The organism is Paraoerskovia marina, from assembly GCF_900105445.1.
In the GTDB taxonomy this organism is placed as follows: Bacteria; Actinomycetota; Actinomycetes; order Actinomycetales; family Cellulomonadaceae; genus Paraoerskovia; species Paraoerskovia marina.
In genome coordinates this window covers 1,535,799-1,552,038 of record NZ_LT629776.1, presented here as the reverse complement: position 1 = coordinate 1,552,038, position 16,240 = coordinate 1,535,799, and the positions used below count along the sequence as shown (strand labels likewise).

15 protein-coding genes and 1 tRNA gene are annotated in these 16,240 nt (G+C 70.6%); 2 read left to right on the top strand and 14 right to left on the bottom strand.

Annotated elements, in window-relative coordinates; all coding sequences use genetic code 11:
• Nucleotides 1-226: 226 nt before the first annotated feature.
• The 13 genes from BLU20_RS06920 to BLU20_RS06860 form a co-directional block, all read right to left on the bottom strand.
• Nucleotides 227-844: a GyrI-like domain-containing protein gene (locus BLU20_RS06920; RefSeq protein WP_083372064.1), complete on the bottom strand. Its 618-nt coding sequence runs from the start codon at nt 842-844 to the stop codon at nt 227-229.
• Between the two features lie 129 nt (nt 845-973).
• Nucleotides 974-1,046, bottom strand: a tRNA-Ala gene (locus BLU20_RS06915).
• A gap of 67 nt (nt 1,047-1,113) precedes the next feature.
• Nucleotides 1,114-1,800, bottom strand: a complete 687-nt coding sequence (locus BLU20_RS06910; protein ID WP_083372063.1) for a histidine phosphatase family protein — start codon at nt 1,798-1,800, stop codon at nt 1,114-1,116.
• Nucleotides 1,797-2,231, bottom strand: a complete 435-nt coding sequence (gene rsfS, locus BLU20_RS06905) for a ribosome silencing factor (protein WP_029253793.1) — start codon at nt 2,229-2,231, stop codon at nt 1,797-1,799. The genes BLU20_RS06910 and rsfS overlap by 4 nt, the downstream gene beginning before the upstream one ends.
• Nucleotides 2,232-2,247: 16 nt before the next feature.
• Nucleotides 2,248-3,390, bottom strand: coding sequence for a hypothetical protein (locus BLU20_RS13740; RefSeq protein WP_157270360.1), 1,143 nt, complete (start codon nt 3,388-3,390; stop codon nt 2,248-2,250).
• Nucleotides 3,383-3,985, bottom strand: a complete 603-nt coding sequence (gene nadD, locus BLU20_RS06890; protein ID WP_029253790.1) for a nicotinate-nucleotide adenylyltransferase — start codon at nt 3,983-3,985, stop codon at nt 3,383-3,385. The genes BLU20_RS13740 and nadD overlap by 8 nt, the downstream gene beginning before the upstream one ends.
• 14 nt (nt 3,986-3,999) lie before the next feature.
• On the bottom strand, nt 4,000-4,155 hold the full coding sequence (locus BLU20_RS13935) for a hypothetical protein (RefSeq protein ID WP_172828958.1): 156 nt from the start codon (nt 4,153-4,155) through the stop codon (nt 4,000-4,002).
• A 93-nt stretch (nt 4,156-4,248) separates the two neighbouring features.
• The gene (locus BLU20_RS06885; protein WP_081829804.1) at nt 4,249-5,589 is read right to left on the bottom strand and encodes a glutamate-5-semialdehyde dehydrogenase; all 1,341 of its coding nucleotides are present in this window, start codon (nt 5,587-5,589) and stop codon (nt 4,249-4,251) included.
• A gap of 60 nt (nt 5,590-5,649) precedes the next feature.
• Nucleotides 5,650-6,756 carry a glutamate 5-kinase gene (gene proB, locus BLU20_RS06880; protein WP_083372061.1) on the bottom strand — a complete coding sequence of 369 codons (1,107 nt, stop codon included), beginning with the start codon at nt 6,754-6,756 and terminating at the stop codon, nt 5,650-5,652.
• A 148-nt stretch (nt 6,757-6,904) separates the two neighbouring features.
• Nucleotides 6,905-8,428, bottom strand: coding sequence for a GTPase ObgE (gene obgE, locus BLU20_RS06875; protein ID WP_083372060.1), 1,524 nt, complete (start codon nt 8,426-8,428; stop codon nt 6,905-6,907).
• A 113-nt stretch (nt 8,429-8,541) separates the two neighbouring features.
• Nucleotides 8,542-8,799, bottom strand: coding sequence for a 50S ribosomal protein L27 (gene rpmA, locus BLU20_RS06870; RefSeq protein WP_029253786.1), 258 nt, complete (start codon nt 8,797-8,799; stop codon nt 8,542-8,544).
• Nucleotides 8,800-8,855: 56 nt separating this feature from the next.
• Nucleotides 8,856-9,176 carry a 50S ribosomal protein L21 gene (gene rplU / locus BLU20_RS06865; RefSeq protein ID WP_029253785.1) on the bottom strand — a complete coding sequence of 107 codons (321 nt, stop codon included), beginning with the start codon at nt 9,174-9,176 and terminating at the stop codon, nt 8,856-8,858.
• A gap of 151 nt (nt 9,177-9,327) precedes the next feature.
• Complete coding sequence (locus BLU20_RS06860; RefSeq protein ID WP_172829040.1) at nt 9,328-9,879, bottom strand: TetR family transcriptional regulator; 552 nt, start codon at nt 9,877-9,879, stop codon at nt 9,328-9,330.
• Nucleotides 9,880-10,006: 127 nt separating this feature from the next.
• Here BLU20_RS06860 and BLU20_RS06855 point away from each other — a divergent pair, with 127 nt between their 5' ends.
• Nucleotides 10,007-10,657: an NAD(P)H-dependent oxidoreductase gene (locus BLU20_RS06855; RefSeq protein WP_083372058.1), complete on the top strand. Its 651-nt coding sequence runs from the start codon at nt 10,007-10,009 to the stop codon at nt 10,655-10,657.
• A 55-nt stretch (nt 10,658-10,712) separates the two neighbouring features.
• Here the strand turns inward: BLU20_RS06855 and BLU20_RS06850 are convergent, their stop codons facing one another.
• Nucleotides 10,713-14,246 carry an Rne/Rng family ribonuclease gene (locus BLU20_RS06850; RefSeq protein WP_331713046.1) on the bottom strand — a complete coding sequence of 1,178 codons (3,534 nt, stop codon included), beginning with the start codon at nt 14,244-14,246 and terminating at the stop codon, nt 10,713-10,715.
• A gap of 489 nt (nt 14,247-14,735) precedes the next feature.
• Here BLU20_RS06850 and BLU20_RS06845 point away from each other — a divergent pair, with 489 nt between their 5' ends.
• Nucleotides 14,736-16,232, top strand: coding sequence for a cytochrome ubiquinol oxidase subunit I (locus BLU20_RS06845; RefSeq protein ID WP_083372056.1), 1,497 nt, complete (start codon nt 14,736-14,738; stop codon nt 16,230-16,232).
• Nucleotides 16,233-16,240: the final 8 nt, after the last annotated feature.

Genomic DNA, 16,240 nt, shown 5'->3' with positions numbered 1-16,240 from the left:
CGAAACCGGGTCTCGACAGGCTCGACCCACGCTGGTTGAGCTCGACCCACGCCGGTTGAGCTTGTCGAAACCAGGTCTCGACAGACTCGACCCACGCCGGTTGAGCTCGACCCACGCCGGTTGAGCTTGTCGAAACCGGGTCTCGACAGGCTCGACCAACGCCAGTTGAGCCCGACCCACGCCGGTTGAGCTCGACCCACGCCGGTTGAGCTTGTCGAAACCGGCGTCAGACCGGCTCGACAGGTTGCCGCAGTACCGTGCGCATCCGTTCCGGAGCCACCCGACGCGGGTCCCCGAGGTAGATCTCGTGGTGCCGTCCCCGGGGTCGCAGGCCCTGCCCGGGCATAAACTCGTCGTGCATCCGCGCCAGCACGGGCCCTTCGTCGTCGAACGGACCGACGTGGAGCGTCTGAACGACCCTGCCCTCGGCGAGCGTTTCCCAGCGGAGCTCGTCGATCCGCGGGGGCGCCTTGCGATCCCGCACCCGCTGCACGACATCCGTGACCATCGCGTCGGGAACCCACCGGGGAACGAGGAGCATCATCGTCCACCGCCATCGAGACTTGTCCCGCGCCGTCGTGAACGTCGTCATGTCGTCCGCCCACCAGAGCCCCTCCAGGGGTGGCACGACGTAGTTCCGTCCCAGCTCGTCCTTGCTCGCGAACTTGAGGGCGTAGCCGACCGGGTAGAGCGTGGCGAGAGCGTCCGCGTACCGGCTCGACGTGTTCGGGTCACCGCCCCCGTCGATCATCAGGTATCGCGTCGGTGGCACGTCGAGCAGACGGAAGTCGCCGCGGGGCGCCCGCAACTCGTCGCCCTTCTTGAAGTCCACCGTCTCTGTCATCCCTCGAGCCCGACGTCGGGCTCCTCCCCTCGGGCTCATCCTGCCTCGACGCTGAGATCCGGCAATCGCAGACGCGAGCAGACGACAAAAACGCGGGACCTCGGTGAGGTCCCGCGTCTTTGTCTTCGGTGGAGCTGAGGGGACTCGAACCCCTGACCCCCTGCATGCCATGCAGGTGCGCTACCAGCTGCGCCACAGCCCCGAACACCTGGAAACCAGATGATTGGCACTCAGGTTTCGAGGAATCCCTCGTCCCGAGCACCGCTAGTCTACGCAGGTTCTTGCCCAGGCTCCAAATTCCAGTCCGGCCCCGCGTTCCACTCATCGAGCGGGTAGCCGGCGCCGACGTTGTGGGCCACGAGGCGCCAGTCCGGCGTCACGCCCGGCCCGGAGCGGTGCAGGTGCGACCAGTGCACGTTGTGAAGGCCCGCGACACCGCGCCAGTGCCCGGCGTCGAGTCCCAGGAGTGCCGTGATGCCGAGCGTGATCGCAGCACCGTGCGAGACGACGGCGAGCGTGTCGCCCTCGTCCAAGGCGTCGGCGTGCTCGAGGACGGCCTCGCGGAAACGTGCGGCCACGTCGACCTTCGCCTCGGCGCCCACGCTCAGCGGGTCGTCGCCGCGACGCCACGCGGCGTACTCCTCGGGCCATCCTTCGCGGATCTCGGGGCCGGTCAGCCCTTCCCAGTCACCGAAGCTCCGCTCGCGGACCCGGGGATCGAGAACGAGCTCCACCCCGAGCTGCGCGGCGTATGCCTGCGCCGTCGCTGCCGCCCGGGAGAGGTCGGACGCGACGACGGTGGTCGCGCGGTGCGCGGACGAGAGCGCACGAGCGCCCTGCTCCGCCTGCCACCGACCCACCTCGTCGAGCTCGATGTCGACCTGCCCCTGCAGGCGCATCGCGGCGTTGTAGGCGGTGCGTCCGTGGCGGAGCAGGACGATCGTGCCCGCGGTCATTCGGACGCTGCTCCGGTGAACCAGGCGTCCTCGTCCTCGTCGTCGTCAGGCACGACTCCGTCGCCGCCGCGAGCGTCCTCGGGCAGCTCGATCGCCGGGCAGTCCTTCCAGAGCTTCTCGAGCGCGTAGTAGACGCGGTCCTCGGCGTGCTGGACGTGGACGACGATGTCGCCGAAGTCGATGAGCACCCACCGTGCCGCACTCTTGCCCTCGCGGCGGATCGGCTTGGCGCCGACGGCGAAGAGTGCCTCCTCGACGGCGTCGACGATTCCGGAGACCTGTCGCTCGCTCGATCCCGAGGCGATCAGGAACACGTCGGTCAGGACGAGCTGGTCGCTCACGTCCAGGGCGATGATCTCGGCGGCCTTGCGGTCGGACGCCGCACGTGCGGCGATGATGGCGAGCTCGACAGCGCGATCGGTTGCAGTCACGGCGGCTTCCTCTCAGTCAGGCGGATGGCGGGCCGACGGCGCCGGTCGCCAGGGTCCGGAGGAGATCTCCGGCGTTCAGGGCCGCCGCGGGCTCGTCGGGACGAAGCACCAGCTCCCAGATGAGGAGCCCGAGCACGAAGGCGACGGCGACGAGGATGAGGTAGTGGAGCCACGTGTACGAGTACTGGGGCTCGTCCTCGTCCCAGTCGTCCTCGTCGTCGAGGTCGCGTGCCGGGGCGGGGCGGTGGGACGCGGGGATCGAGGCCGGAGCGCTCGCCTCCGTCGAGGTCGTCGCCCACGGCAGGTCGGAGTCGTCGGCGGGCGGGGCGACGGACGGCGGAGCAGTCGGCAGCGAGGGGGCCGCAGCACCCTGCGTCGGCGAGCTCGCCGGAGCGCCCGAACCCCAGGGCAGGGACGGCGCGGGGGCCGCGGGTGCCTGCCCGGCCGAAGGCTCCGCGGGGGTCGATGCCGGTGCCGGTGGCGTTGCCCCGAAGACCTGCGTCGACCCCACGGGCTGCTGATAGGCCGTCGCGTCGCTCTGCACGGCAGCGCCGGGCCGGACGCCCGTCGAGGCACGCCTCCCGGGCGCCGACTGCGGCATGGACTGCGGTGCCGGTGACGGCGTGGGTGCCGGTGCCGATGGTGCGCTCGGCGGCGCGGCCGGCGCCGACTGCACCGACTGTGCGGAGGGCGGCGGGGTCGGGACGGACTGCCAGGCCGGTCGCGTCGAGGACGACGGTCGTGGGGCCGGTGCGGAGTCCCATGACGCGGGCGCACGGGTCGCGCCGGTCGGCTGCGGACGGACGACCTGCTCACCGGTCGCCTGCACGGGCGTCAGGTGACCCGTCTCGTCGAGGCGACGCGTGCCGGCCGTCGAGGCCGGGGGGCGAACCCCGCGCGACGGAGCAGGCGTCGCCGCGGACTCCGGCTCGCGCAACGAGCGCCGGGACGGTGCCGAGTACGTGCTCGACGCTGTGGGCGGGGTCGCCCGGGACTCGCGCGGGGCCACGGGCTGCGGGCCGACGGGGGTCGGCCCGCGCGACGGCGTCGAGCTCGGGGCGGGCGCAGCACCCTCTGCGGCAGCCGCAGCAGCGCGCTCCCGTTCGCGGATCTCGCGGCGCGTCAGCGGACGCACCGGCTCTCCGGGCCGATCATTCATCGTTCAAACCTCGATACAAGCCATATTTCGCGATGTACTGGACGACCCCGTCGGGGACGAGATACCACACGGGGTGACCCGCAGCGACACGCTCGCGGCAGTCCGTCGACGAGATGGACAGTGCCGGAACCTCGACGCTCGTGACGACGTCCGCGGGGATCCCCTCAAGGTCGAGAGGATGCCCCGGACGGGTCACAGCCACGAAGTGTGCCATCCCCCAGAGCTCGGACGCATCCTTCCAGGCCAGGATCTGTGCGACGGCGTCCGCGCCCGTGATGAAGAAGAACTCCGCATCGGGGCGCAGCGCACGCAGATCGCGCAGCGTGTCCACGGTGTAGGTCAGACCCTGCCGATCGACGTCGACCCGACTGACCGTGAACCGGGGGTTCGACGCCGTCGCGATCACCGTCATCAGGTACCGGTGCTCGGCGTCCGTGACGTCACGGTCCTGCTTGAAGGTCGGACTGCCGGTCGGCACGAACACGACCTCGTCGAGGTCGAAGTGCGCAGCTGCCTCGCTCGCCGCGACCAGGTGACCGTGGTGGATCGGGTCGAACGTCCCACCCATGACACCGATGCGTGGCCTGCGCTCCATGGGGGCCGGGAAGGTCAGTGGCGTGTGCCGACGCTGCGGAACGCGTACGTCACCAGCAGCAGCGAGACGAGCGCGGTGAACCCGAGCACACCGAACATGATCGGCGAGATCGGGAGCTCGTTGACGGCCTCTGCGCCTTCCTGGGCAATGACGAGAGCGGCAGCAACCACGGTGTCCTCCATGGAGTGTTCGATCTGTACCGGACCCGATCGGGCCCGGAGGGACTTTAGTCTCTCACGACGACCGTCGTGAGAGACCCCGGCCTACGGACGGACGTGGCCGTCCCCCGTCACGATCCACTTGGTGGTCGTGAGCTCCGCGAGCCCCATGGGTCCGCGCGCGTGAAGCTTCTGCGTCGAGATGCCGATCTCGGCACCGAGCCCGAACTCGGCGCCGTCGGTGAACCGCGTGCTCGCGTTGACGATCACGGCGGCGGCGTCGACGTCGGCGATGAAACGCTCCGACGACGTCACGTCGCGCGTGACGATCGCCTCGGTGTGTCCGGACGTCCAGGTGCGGACGTGCTCGATCGCGGCGTCGATGTCGTCGACGACCCGCACGGCCATCTCGAGGGCGAGGTACTCCTTGCCCCAGTCCTCGTCGGTCGCCGGGATGACGGTGACCTCGTCAGGCGCCAGCTCCTGCACGCGTGCGTCGCCGTGGATCACCACGCCGGACGCGTCGAGGGCGTCGAGGGCGGCGGGCAGGAAGTCCTCCGCGGCACCCGCGTGGACGAGCAGCGTCTCCGCGGCGTTGCAGACGCCGACGCGGTGCGTCTTGGAGTTGAGGACGATCGGCAGGGCCGTCGCGACGTCGGCCGACTCGTCGACGAAGACGTGGCAGTTGCCCACGCCGGTCTCGATGACGGGCACGGTCGACTCGGTCACGACGGTCTGGATCAGGCTCGCGCCGCCACGGGGCACGAGGACGTCCACGAGACCGCGCGCGTGCATCAGCGCGACGCCCCCGGGACGGCCGTACGCGTCGATCGACTGGACGAGGTCGGCGGGCAGGCCCTGCGCCTCCAGCGCCTCGCCGAGGACCTCGACGATGACGGCGTTCGAGCTGGCGGCGGCCGAGCCTCCGCGCAGGATGACGGCGTTGCCCGACTTCAGCGCGAGGCCGGCGGCGTCCACGGTCACGTTCGGCCGTGCCTCGTAGATCATGCCGACGACGCCCATCGGGACGCGGACCTGGCGAAGGCGCAGGCCGTTCGGGAGGGTGGAGCCGCGGACGATCTCGCCCACGGGGTCGGGAAGCGCGGCGAGGTCGCGCAGGGCGGAGGCAATGGCGCCGACACGCTCGGTCGTCAGGGCGAGCCGGTCCAGCAGACCTTCGCTCATGTTGTTGGAGCGGCCACGCTCCAGGTCCTCGGCGTTCGCCTCGACGATCCGCTCGGCGGACGCGTCGAGTGCATCCGCGAGGGCGAGGAGTGCGGAGTCCTTCGTGGCTCGGGTCGCGGTCGCGAGCGAGCGAGAGGCGACCTGCGCGCGTCGGGCGATGGCCTCGACACCGGCGCGGACATCCTGTGGCACAGCACCCTGGCCGGGGGCCTGGGCGGTCGTGCTGTCGGCGGGGCGGGCGGTCGTGTCCAACGAAGTCATGCTTCGAGGGTACGTGCCCGACCCCGCCGACGTCACGGCGTTCCGTCGGTCGGAACGCCGTCAGAGGCGGACGCGGGCAAGCACGAGGTCGTCTCGGTGGACCACCTCGCGGTCGTACCCCTCACCGAGGCGCTCACGCAGCCAGTGCGTCGAACGGCCGATCAGCTCGGGCAGCTCTGTCGAGTCGAAGGCGACCAGTCCGCGCGCCACCACGCCACCGGCGGGGTCCACGAGCTCGACCGGGTCACCTGCGTCGAACTCCCCCTTCACGTCGGTGATCCCGGCGGGAAGGAGCGACGCTCCCCCGCGCTTGATGGCCTGGACCGCGCCGTCGTCGAGGACGAGGCGACCGCGCACGCGTGCGGCGTGCCCCAGCCAGAGACGCCGACGGGTGGTGCGCTTGCCGGTCACGGCGAACCACGTGCCGACCTGCTCACCGGCCAGCGCGCCGGCGACGTTCGTCGCCTTCGTCAGGATGGTCGGGATTCCCGAGGTCGTGGCGATCGACATGGCGGCGATCTTCGTCACCATGCCACCGGTGCCGACGGCGCTTCCGGTGCCCCCGATGTCGATGTGCTCAATCTCCTGGGGAGAGTTCACGACGCTGATCTGCGACGCGCCGGGGCGGTCGGGAGGGCCGTCGTAGAGTCCGTCGACGTCGGTGAGCAGGATCATGGCGTCGGCGCGGACCAGGTGGGAGACGAGCGCGGCAAGCCGGTCGTTGTCCCCGAACCGGATCTCGTTGGTGGCCACGGCGTCGTTCTCGTTCACGATCGGGACGACGCCGAGCTCGAGCAGGCGCTCGAGCGAACGTTGGGCGTTGCGGTAGTGGCCACGGCGCACCGTGTCTTCTGCGGTGAGAAGCACCTGCGCGGAGCGCAGGCCGTGGGCCGCGAACGCCTCGGAGTAGCGGGCGATGAGCATTCCCTGCCCCACGGAGGCTGCCGCCTGGGCGGTCGCGAGGTCGCGTGGTCGGGATGCAAGGCCGAGCGGGTCGATGCCAGCGGCGACGGAGCCTGACGTGACGAGCACGACCTGACCACCTGCAAGGTGTCGGGCCGCGATGACGTCGACGAGAGCTCTCACCGCCTGGACGTCGAGCCGGCCGTCGGGGCCGGTGAGCGACGACGAGCCGATCTTGATCACGACGCGCTCGGCGTCGGGCATGTGGGATCTGTCTGCGAGAGTCACCGCACCATCATCCACCCAAGTCGCCCTCAGACCTGTCAGATTTCACGACGTGACACGCCGAGAGCGCGACGCGCCGGGCAGACGTGAGGATACTCACGGCCGCCCGGCGCGACGGCACCGGCGCTCAGTCGTCGTTCGGATCCGTCCACTGGCCGGCCTCGCGCTCGGTCCAGAGCTCCTGTCGAGCCTCGGTCTTCGCGTCCATCCGCTCGGTGTACTCGCGGCGCTTGTCCTTGCGCGTGGGGCGGTTGGACTCGTCGATCCGCAGGTCCGTGCCGCGCGGGCCCGTCAGCAGCTCGGCCCCCGCGTGCATGGTCGGCTCCCAGTCGAAGATCACCTGGTTCTGCTCGGGCCCGATCCGGACCTCGTCACCGGCGACCGCGCCGGCCTTGAACAGACCGTCCTCGACCCCTGCACGGTCGAGCCTGTCCGCGAGGTAGCCCACGGCCTCGTCGTTCGAGAAGTCCGTCTGGCGGACCCAGCGCTCGACCTTGCGCCCGCGTACCCAGAAGTACGGCTCCCCCGCCTGCTCCATCCGCTTGACGGTGAACTCGGACTCGTCGACCGCCTTCGGCCGGATCACCGTGCGCGTCGCCTCCGGTGCCGGGGCGGAGGCGCGGGCGTGGCGGACGACCTTGGCCAGGTCGAAGGTCAGCTGACGCAGCCCCTCGTGGCTCGCCGTCGAGATCTCGAGGACGCGCAGACCTCGCGCCTCGAGGTCCGGGCGGACGAGGTCGGCGAGCTCACGCGCCTCGGGCACGTCGATCTTGTTCAGGACGACGAGGCGGGGCCGGTCCGCGATGGGCACGCGCCCGCCCTCGATCTCCAGGTCCTGCGCGTAGGTGGCGAGCTCCTCCTCGAGCGTGTCGAGGTCGCTCACCGGGTCACGCCCGGGCTCGAGCGTCGCGCAGTCGAGCACGTGGACGATCACGGCGGTGCGCTCGATGTGCCGGAGGAACTCGAGACCCAGACCCTTGCCCTGGCTCGCACCGGGGATCAGTCCGGGGACGTCCGCGACGGTGAAGCGGGTCTCCCCGGCCTGGACCACACCGAGGTTCGGCACCAAAGTGGTGAACGGGTAGTCGGCGATCTTGGGCCGTGCGGCCGAGATCGCCGCCACGAGCGAGGACTTGCCGGCACTCGGGTAGCCGACCAGCGCGACGTCGGCGAGCGACTTGAGCTCGAGCACGATGTCCGCGGCGTCACCCGGCTCGCCCAGCAGGGCGAAACCCGGTGCCTTGCGCCGCTGCGACGAGAGGGCCGCGTTCCCGAGACCACCACGCCCACCCTCGGCGACGATGAACTCGGTGCCCGCTCCGACGAGGTCGGCGAGCACGGTCCCGTCGGTGTCCTTGACGACGGTGCCGTCCGGGACCGGGAGCACGAGGTCGCCGCCGGCCGCACCGTGCCGGTTGTCTCCCATCCCCTGGGATCCGCTCGGAGCGTCACGGTGCGGGGCGTGGTGGTAGTCGAGGAGGGTCGTGACCTGCGGGTCGACGACGAGACGGACCGTCCCGCCGTCACCACCGTTGCCGCCGTCGGGGCCCGCCAGCGGCTTGAACTTCTCGCGGCGGATCGAGGCGCAGCCATTGCCTCCGTCACCGCCCGCGGCATGCAGGACGACACGGTCGACGAATGATGCTGCCATGAGGAGATCCTCTCAGGGTCGCGCGGACCCAGGAAGTGGTGAGACGAAACACGGGAGGGGCGCACCCGTCAGGTGCGCCCCTCCCGAGAGGTGTTTCTCAGCCTGAGGGCTGATCAGCCCTCGACTGCGACGATGTCGACGACCTTGCGGCCGCGACGGGTGCCGAACTGCACGGCGCCGTCGGCGAGAGCGAAGAGGGTGTCGTCGCCACCGCGGCCGACGTTGTTGCCCGGGTGGAAGTGCGTGCCGCGCTGGCGGACGATGATCTCGCCCGTTCCAACGACCTGGCCGCCGAAGCGCTTGACGCCCAGACGCTGAGCGTTCGAGTCACGACCGTTGCGCGAGGAGCTCGCGCCCTTCTTGTGTGCCATCTGAGATACCTGCTTTCAGTACGAGGAGTCGGTCTACCGGGAGAACCCGGGCCGGATCACTTGATGCCAGTGACCTTCAGGCGGGTGAGCTGCTGACGGTGACCCTGGCGACGGCGGTAGCCCGTCTTGTTCTTGTACCGGAGGATCGTGATCTTCGGGCCCTTCTCGTCCTGAACGACCTCGGCGGTGACCTTGACCTTCGCGAGCTTCTCGGCGTCGGTGGTCACCTTCTCCCCGTCGACGAGCAGGAGCGCGGGCAGGTCGACCGACTCGCCCTCGGACGCCTTCAGGCGATCGACGACGACGATGTCCCCGACGGACACCTTTTCCTGACGGCCACCGGCCTTGACGACTGCGTACACCACGTTGCTGCTCATCTCTCTAGATCTGCGGCGTGCTCACCACGACGGACCGGCTTGTCGACTCGTGCATGCCGCGGCATGTGAGTGCGGTACCAGACGTGGGCACACTGGAACGGCGCGCACGTGACGCACCGACGTTCAAGACTACGGTTCAGACTCCCCAGGGTCAAATGCCGGCAAGGTCGACCCTGGCAGCCACACCGTCCACCACGACGTCGACACCGAAGGCGAACTGCGCGTCGGAGTCCGCCGAGCCCCCGGCCTGTTCCTGGACCACGAACCCCAGCACGAACCCGAGGAGAGTCCGCCAGGCCCGGACCGAGTCCTCGATGGCGAACCCGGCCTCGACGAGAAGCTGCACGGGCTGCGTGATCGCGGCACGCCCGAGTTCCTGGTTGGCAAAGGTCCGGGCGAAGAGCCGAGCACCGTCCGGCCGCCGGGCGATCTCGCCCCGCATGGTCTCGGCAGACTCCCGCATGCAGGCCTCCCAGCCCGCGCCGACGTCGGTCCAGTCCGCTGCCTCCACGAGGTCGGCCAGCATCATGGCGGCCATCTCGTCGAGCAGGTCGCCCTTGTCCCGGAAGTGCCACAGCAGGGCCGGAGCCTTGACGCCCAGGTCCGCCGCGAGTCGCCGCAGGGTGAGGGCGTCGAGACCGCCGTCGTCGAGCAGCTCGAGCGCGCGACGCGCGACCCGGGAGCGGTCGAGCCTCTCGGCCATGACCCTCCTCTGCTGCCTGCCTGGTATCGGGTGAGCGTCTGCCGGACGCGTGATCGGGACAGTTGACATCCTAGCAACGATCAAGGAGCCTGAACACTGTTCAGTTGAACGTTGTTAAGGAGCCGCTGTGAAGATTCTTCTCGTCGTCGACCACCCCTACCCCGGAAGCCTCACCCGCGCCCTGACCGAGGCCGTCGCCCGGGGAGCCGACGCGCACGGGCACGACGTCGACGTGATCGACCTCGACGCCGACGACTTCGACCCCGTCATGCGACTGGCGGATCTCGCGGCGTGGCGCGGGCAGGCCACCGCGGACCCGCGCGTCGTGGACTACCAGCGCCGCATTCTCGACGCCGACCACCTCGTCGTCGTGAGCCCCGTGTGGTGGGCTTCGCTGCCCGCACGGCTCAAGGGGTTCCTCGACAAGGTGCTGGTGCCAGGGTTCGCGTACGACGACGGACCGCTCGACACGCTCGTCGGCCGCCTCGGGCATCTGCGCGGTGTGACGGTGATGACCACCATGACCACGCCGGTGCCGGTCTTCCGGTGGTGGTACGGAGACCCCGTGGGCCGCATGCTCGGGCGCGGCACGTTCCGGCAGCTCGGCGTGCGACACGTCCGACATCTCCGTCACGGCCGCCCGCGCGGCGTCGGTGACGCCCGTCGAGCCGCCTGGCTCGGTCGCGCCGAACGACTCTTCGGTGCGACACCCGGCCGGCCGTCCGTCGCACGCACCGCGACGCCGAGCCGCCTCACCGAGGCTCCGACCGCGTCCTGATGCACGAGGGCCCCGGAACCGCCATTGCGGTTCCGGGGCCCTCAGGTCTGCAGCGTCAGTCGTCCGAGGATGGCCCCGCCGGGGAGCCGTCTACTTCTCCCGCCGACCCGTCAGCTTCTGCCACAGGCTTCGAGGCCGCACGGGCCTCGGCTCCTTTGCGCGGAGCGGTGCCGCTCGAGCGGTCCGGCAGGACGATCCCGAAGTCTCCGCTGAGGTCTGCCGCGGGCTCGCGCTCCGCAGGCGCGCTCGCCCGGGGCAGGTCGAGGGCGGGCCTGGTCGCGGCCGGCTCGTCCTCCGCAGGTGCTGCCACGGGCTCGCCCGAGGAGGCGCCCTCGGCACCGGCCGGTGGGGCGTCTTCGCCGGCGGCGGCCGGCTCCGACACGGGCTCCGGCGCCTGCGCCCGCGTCGGTTCCGACGCGGACTCGGCCTCGTTCTCGTGCTCGTGGGCGTGCGCCGCGGCTGCGGCGATCGTCGCCAGCGTGGCCTTCACCGCGGCCCGTGCGCTGTCCTCCGGCAGGACCGGGACGGTCTCCGTCGGAGCGTCGGACGTCGACTCGTCCCCGGCCCCGGCCCCGTCCGAGCTGCCCGAGCGTCGCCGTCGCGAACGCCCGCGCGACTCGTCGTCGCCCTTGCGCCCCTGCTTGCCGTGGTCCTTGTGGTCCTTGCGGCCGTGGTCGTGGTCTGAGCCGCCGGACTTCTCGATCGGCTGGTCGTGGACGATGAACCCGCGACCGTGGCAGTGCTCGCAGGTCTCCGAGAACGCCTCGACCAGGCCTTGGCCCACGCGCTTGCGGGTCATCTGGACGAGTCCGAGCGACGTCACCTCGGCGACCTGGTGACGGGTCCGGTCACGGCCGAGGCACTCGACGAGGCGCCGGAGCACCAGGTCTCGGTTGGACTCGAGGACCATGTCGATGAAGTCGACGACGATGATCCCGCCGATGTCGCGCAGCCGGAGCTGACGGACGATCTCCTCCGCGGCCTCGAGGTTGTTGCGCGTCACCGTCTCCTCGAGCGTGCCACCGGCACCCGTGAACTTGCCGGTGTTGACGTCGATGACGGTCATCGCCTCGGTGCGGTCGATCACGAGGGACCCGCCCGACGGGAGCCAGACCTTGCGGTCCATGCCCTTCGCGAGCTGCTCGTCGACACGGTAGACCGAGAAGACGTCCTGCTCGGAGGTCCACGACTCGACGCGGTCCCGCAGGTCCGGGGCGAGCTCGGCGACGTAGTTCGAGATCTCGTCCCAGGCCGAGTCGCCCGAGACGACGAGGCGGGAGAAGTCGTCGTTGAAGATGTCGCGCACCACGCGGATCGCCATGTCCGGCTCGCCCTGCAGGAGGGCCGGCGCGGAGGCGGTCTTCGTCTTCTTCTCGATCCGCTCCCACTGCTTCTGCAGGCGCTCGACGTCGGCGCGGAGCTCGGCCTCGGAGGCACCCTCGGCGGCGGTGCGGACGATCACGCCCGAGCCCTCGGGGACAACCTCCTTGAGGATCTTCTTCAGACGTGCACGCTCCGTGTCCGGAAGCTTGCGGCTGATCCCGGTCATCCCGCCACCGGGGACGAAGACGAGGTAGCGGCCAGCGAGCGTCACCTGCGAGGTGAGTCGGGCACCTTTGTGACCGATGGGGTCCTTGGTCACCTGGACCCGGACGGAGTCGCCCGACTTGAGAGCCTGCTCGATCCGACGCGGCTGCCCGTCGAGCCCCGCGGCGTCCCAGTTGACCTCACCGGCGTAGAGGACCGCGTTGCGCCCCTTGCCGACGTCGATGAACGCCGCCTCCATGCTGGGCAGCACGTTCTGCACGCGGCCGACGTACACGTTGCCGACCATCGAGGCCTGCGACTGCTGGGAGACGTAGTGCTCGACCAGGATGTCGTCCTCGATGACCGCGATCTGGGTCCGGCCGTCGACCTCACGCACGATCATCGACCGCTCGACGGACTCCCGGCGCGCGAGGAACTCGGCCTCCGTGATGATCTGGCGGCGGCGGCCGGCGTCACGACCGTCACGACGTCGCTGACGCTTGGCCTCGAGACGCGTAGAACCCTTCAGCGCCGTGACCTCGTCGCTGCTCGTCGACCGTGCCGACCGTGAGCCGGAGTCCGAGCTGCGGCCGCTCCCGCCGCGGCGGCGACGGCGGCGACGGCGCGAGCCCTCGCCGGAGCCGTCGTCGTTCGACGACTCGTCGTCCTCGTCCGTGTTCGCCTCGGCGTCGGTCGACCCGTCGTCCGACGCCGTGGCGCCGTCGGAGGCACGCGAGCCGGACCCACGGGACTTCGAGGAACCGCCCGACGTGGCGTCGGCGTCCTCGTCGGTCCGCTCCTGCGACGTGTCGTCGTCCGACTCCTTGTCGCCGGAGCCGTCGGCGTCGCCCCCGGGGCCACGTCGACGACCGCGACCACCGCGGCGGCGGCGACGACGGGGCCGCTCGACGAGCTCCTCGTCCTCGACCTCGGGCTCGAACTCCTCGGACGGCACCTCGATCCCCTCGGCGACGAGCTCGGCCTCGATCGTCTCGACCTCGGCCACCGCCGCAGCCTCGTCACGGCTGAGCTCGACCGGCGCCTCGTCGGTCGCGGTCGACGGCGCTGCCTCGGCCTCTACCACCGGCGCACCGGCGTCAGCCTCGGCCTTCGTCTCGGGCGCACCCGCGGCCTTCTCGGACCCGGAAGCCGCCGTCGGGCTCCCGGCAGGTCGGCTCGCGGCACGCTTGCGCGTGCCCCGCTTGGCCGGCTTCTCGGATGCCTGGGGCGACGCAGCCTCGGTCGTGTCAGACCCGGACGGCGCCGACGTCTCGGGCGCATCCGTCGACCCGGACGCCGTCGGCGTGGTCGCGTTGCCCCGACGAGCCGTGGCCTTGGTCGGCGCGGAGGACTTCTCTGGCGCCTCCGACGGCGTCGACGTCGCCGTCGGCCCGGCGAACTCCGGGGCGGCGGGCGTCGCCGTCGGCGCGGTCTTGGTCACGCGGCGCGGTCGGCGCGTCGGTTCGGGTGCCTGGAACAGCAGTGCCGTCCCGGCGAGGCGCGGAGTTGCCGGAGCTGTGGTCGGTGCGCTCTCTGCCTCGGCCGACCTCGTGCTCGCGGAGGCGTCGTCCGCGGACTTCTTCGCGGGGGCATTCTTGGCCGGCGCCTTCTTCGCCGGAGCCTTCCGGGCCGTGGCCTTCTTCGGCTCAGCCGCGGGCGCGTCGGAGTCGGCCTCCGGCGTCTCGGCAGGCTCGTCGGTCTTCTTGGCCGCAGTCCTCTTCGCCGGCGCCTTCTTGGCCGGCGCCTTGCCGGCCGCGGACTTCTTCGCGGGGGCCTTCTTGGCGGGTGCCTTGGCGGCGGGCGCCTCGGTCGAGGCGGCGTCGGCGGTCGTCGACGCGCTCGCGTCGTCGACGTTCACCGAGGTCTCGGTGCTCGCGGAGGCCGTCGGGCTTCCGGCGGTGCGGGTGGCGGCACGACGGCGGCGCGGCGCGGCGGTCGGGGTGGTGTCGGCCACCTCGGTGGTCACGGTCGGAGCGGTCGCCGGCGGCGTCGCGGTCGGGGCCGACGCGGCGGAGAGATCCACCGGCTTCCCGGCGACCGGGGTGCCTGCCTCGCGCGTCACACGACGACGCGGGCGCTTTGCCGGTGTTGATTCGGGAGTGGATTCGCTGTTCTCGAGCGTCACGCGGGTGCTCCTGTAGGCCCTCTCGGTGTACCCCACATCTCGTACACCCATCAGGCGGTCAGTCGCTGCTCGGGTCGCGCGACGAAGCGCGGTGCCCGGCAACGGAAGTCGTTGGCGGCGGTCGTCGTCACCGTTCCTGCGGGCGCGCCCAGCCACTCGAGCCATTCATCTCGTGCAGCGGCGCAACCGTCGCGGTGGCGCAGACGATCACGTGGTCACGGGGCGATGTGGGTGCCCCAGTCCACTTCGAAGTATCGCACAGGACACACGCCCCGGGCGGACATGACACGTCCGGCGCGGATGTCACGTCAAGCCCCGAATCCTTGTGAAGTCCTTCACGAAACGTCTCGATGGCGTTTCCTATCCCGAGACAGACGTGCAGAGTGCCCATAGCGTCTTCACTACATCGACACACCTGGAGCACCCATGGAAGCGCTGGACCTCGCGCGATGGCAGTTCGGCATCGTGACCGTGTACCACTTCATCTTCGTGCCGCTCACGATCGGTCTCGCGCCCCTCGTCGCGATCATGCAGACGGCCTGGGTGCGCACCGGCAACGACCGCTGGCTGCGCCTGACGAAGTTCTTCGGCAAGCTCCTCCTGATCAACTTCGCGATCGGCGTGGCGACGGGCATCGTCCAGGAGTTCCAGTTCGGGATGAACTGGTCCGAGTACTCCCGGTTCGTCGGTGACGTCTTCGGCGCCCCCCTCGCGATGGAGGCGCTCGCCGCGTTCTTCGTGGAGTCCACGTTCCTCGGACTCTGGATCTTCGGGTGGGACCGGCTCAACAAGAAGGTCCACCTGGCGTGCATCTGGGCGGTCGCCATCGCGGTCAACCTCTCCGCCTACTTCATCCTCGCGGCGAACTCGTGGATGCAGCACCCCGTCGGGACGATCTACAACGAGGAGACCGGGCGCGCCGAGCTCGTCGACATCTGGGCCGTCCTCTCCAACAACACGCTCCTCGCGGCCTTCCCGCACACCGTGACGGCCGCCTTCCTGACCGCCGGCGGGTTCGTCACCGCCATCTGCGCCTGGTGGATGGTCCGGCTCGTGCGCACCCGGCGGCCGGAGAACGTCGAGCTCGCCCGCGACGTCTACCGTCCGGGCATGACGCTCGGCGTGATCACGATGCTCGTGGCCGGCATCGGCGTCGGGATCTCCGGTGACATCCAGGGCAAGATCATGTACGAGCAGCAGCCCGGAAAGATGTCCTCGGCCGAGGCGCTGTGCGACGGCGAGGAGGCCGCGTCGTTCTCGCTCCTGACGATCGGCGACCTCTCCAACTCGTGCGACGGCGTCAGCCACGTCCTGGAGATCCCCTACCTCGCGAGCTACCTCGGGACGGGGAGCTTCACGGGCCCCGACAGCTACCTGCCCGGCGTCAACGACGTCCAGGAGCAGATGACGGAGCGCTACGGGGACACCACCCTCGACGGCGAGCCGGTCGAGTACACCCCGAACCTCTTCGTCACCTACTGGAGCTTCCGCCTCATGATCGGGCTCGCCGTGTTCTCGGTCGCGCTGGCGCTCAGCGCCCTGTGGCTCACGCGCAAGGGACGTGTCACCGACAAGGTGTGGTTCTCCCGGCTCGCGATGGTCGCCATCCCGGCACCCTTCCTCGCCGCGTCGTTCGGCTGGATCTTCACCGAGATGGGACGCCAGCCCTGGGTGGTCGCGCCAAACCCGACGGGGATCGACGCCGTCCGGCTGCTGACCGAGCGCGGTGTGTCCACCGTCGTCAGCCCCGGCATGGTGATCGCGTCGATGGTCGCCTTCACGCTCCTGTACGCCGTGCTTGCCGTCGTGTGGTTCCGCCTCATGCGGCGCTACGCCCTCGAGGGCGTCCCCGACACGGTGCGGGACGAGTCGCCCGAGGCGCAGGACGACGACGCCGACCGCCCCCTGTCCTTCGCGTACTGACGCGGCCA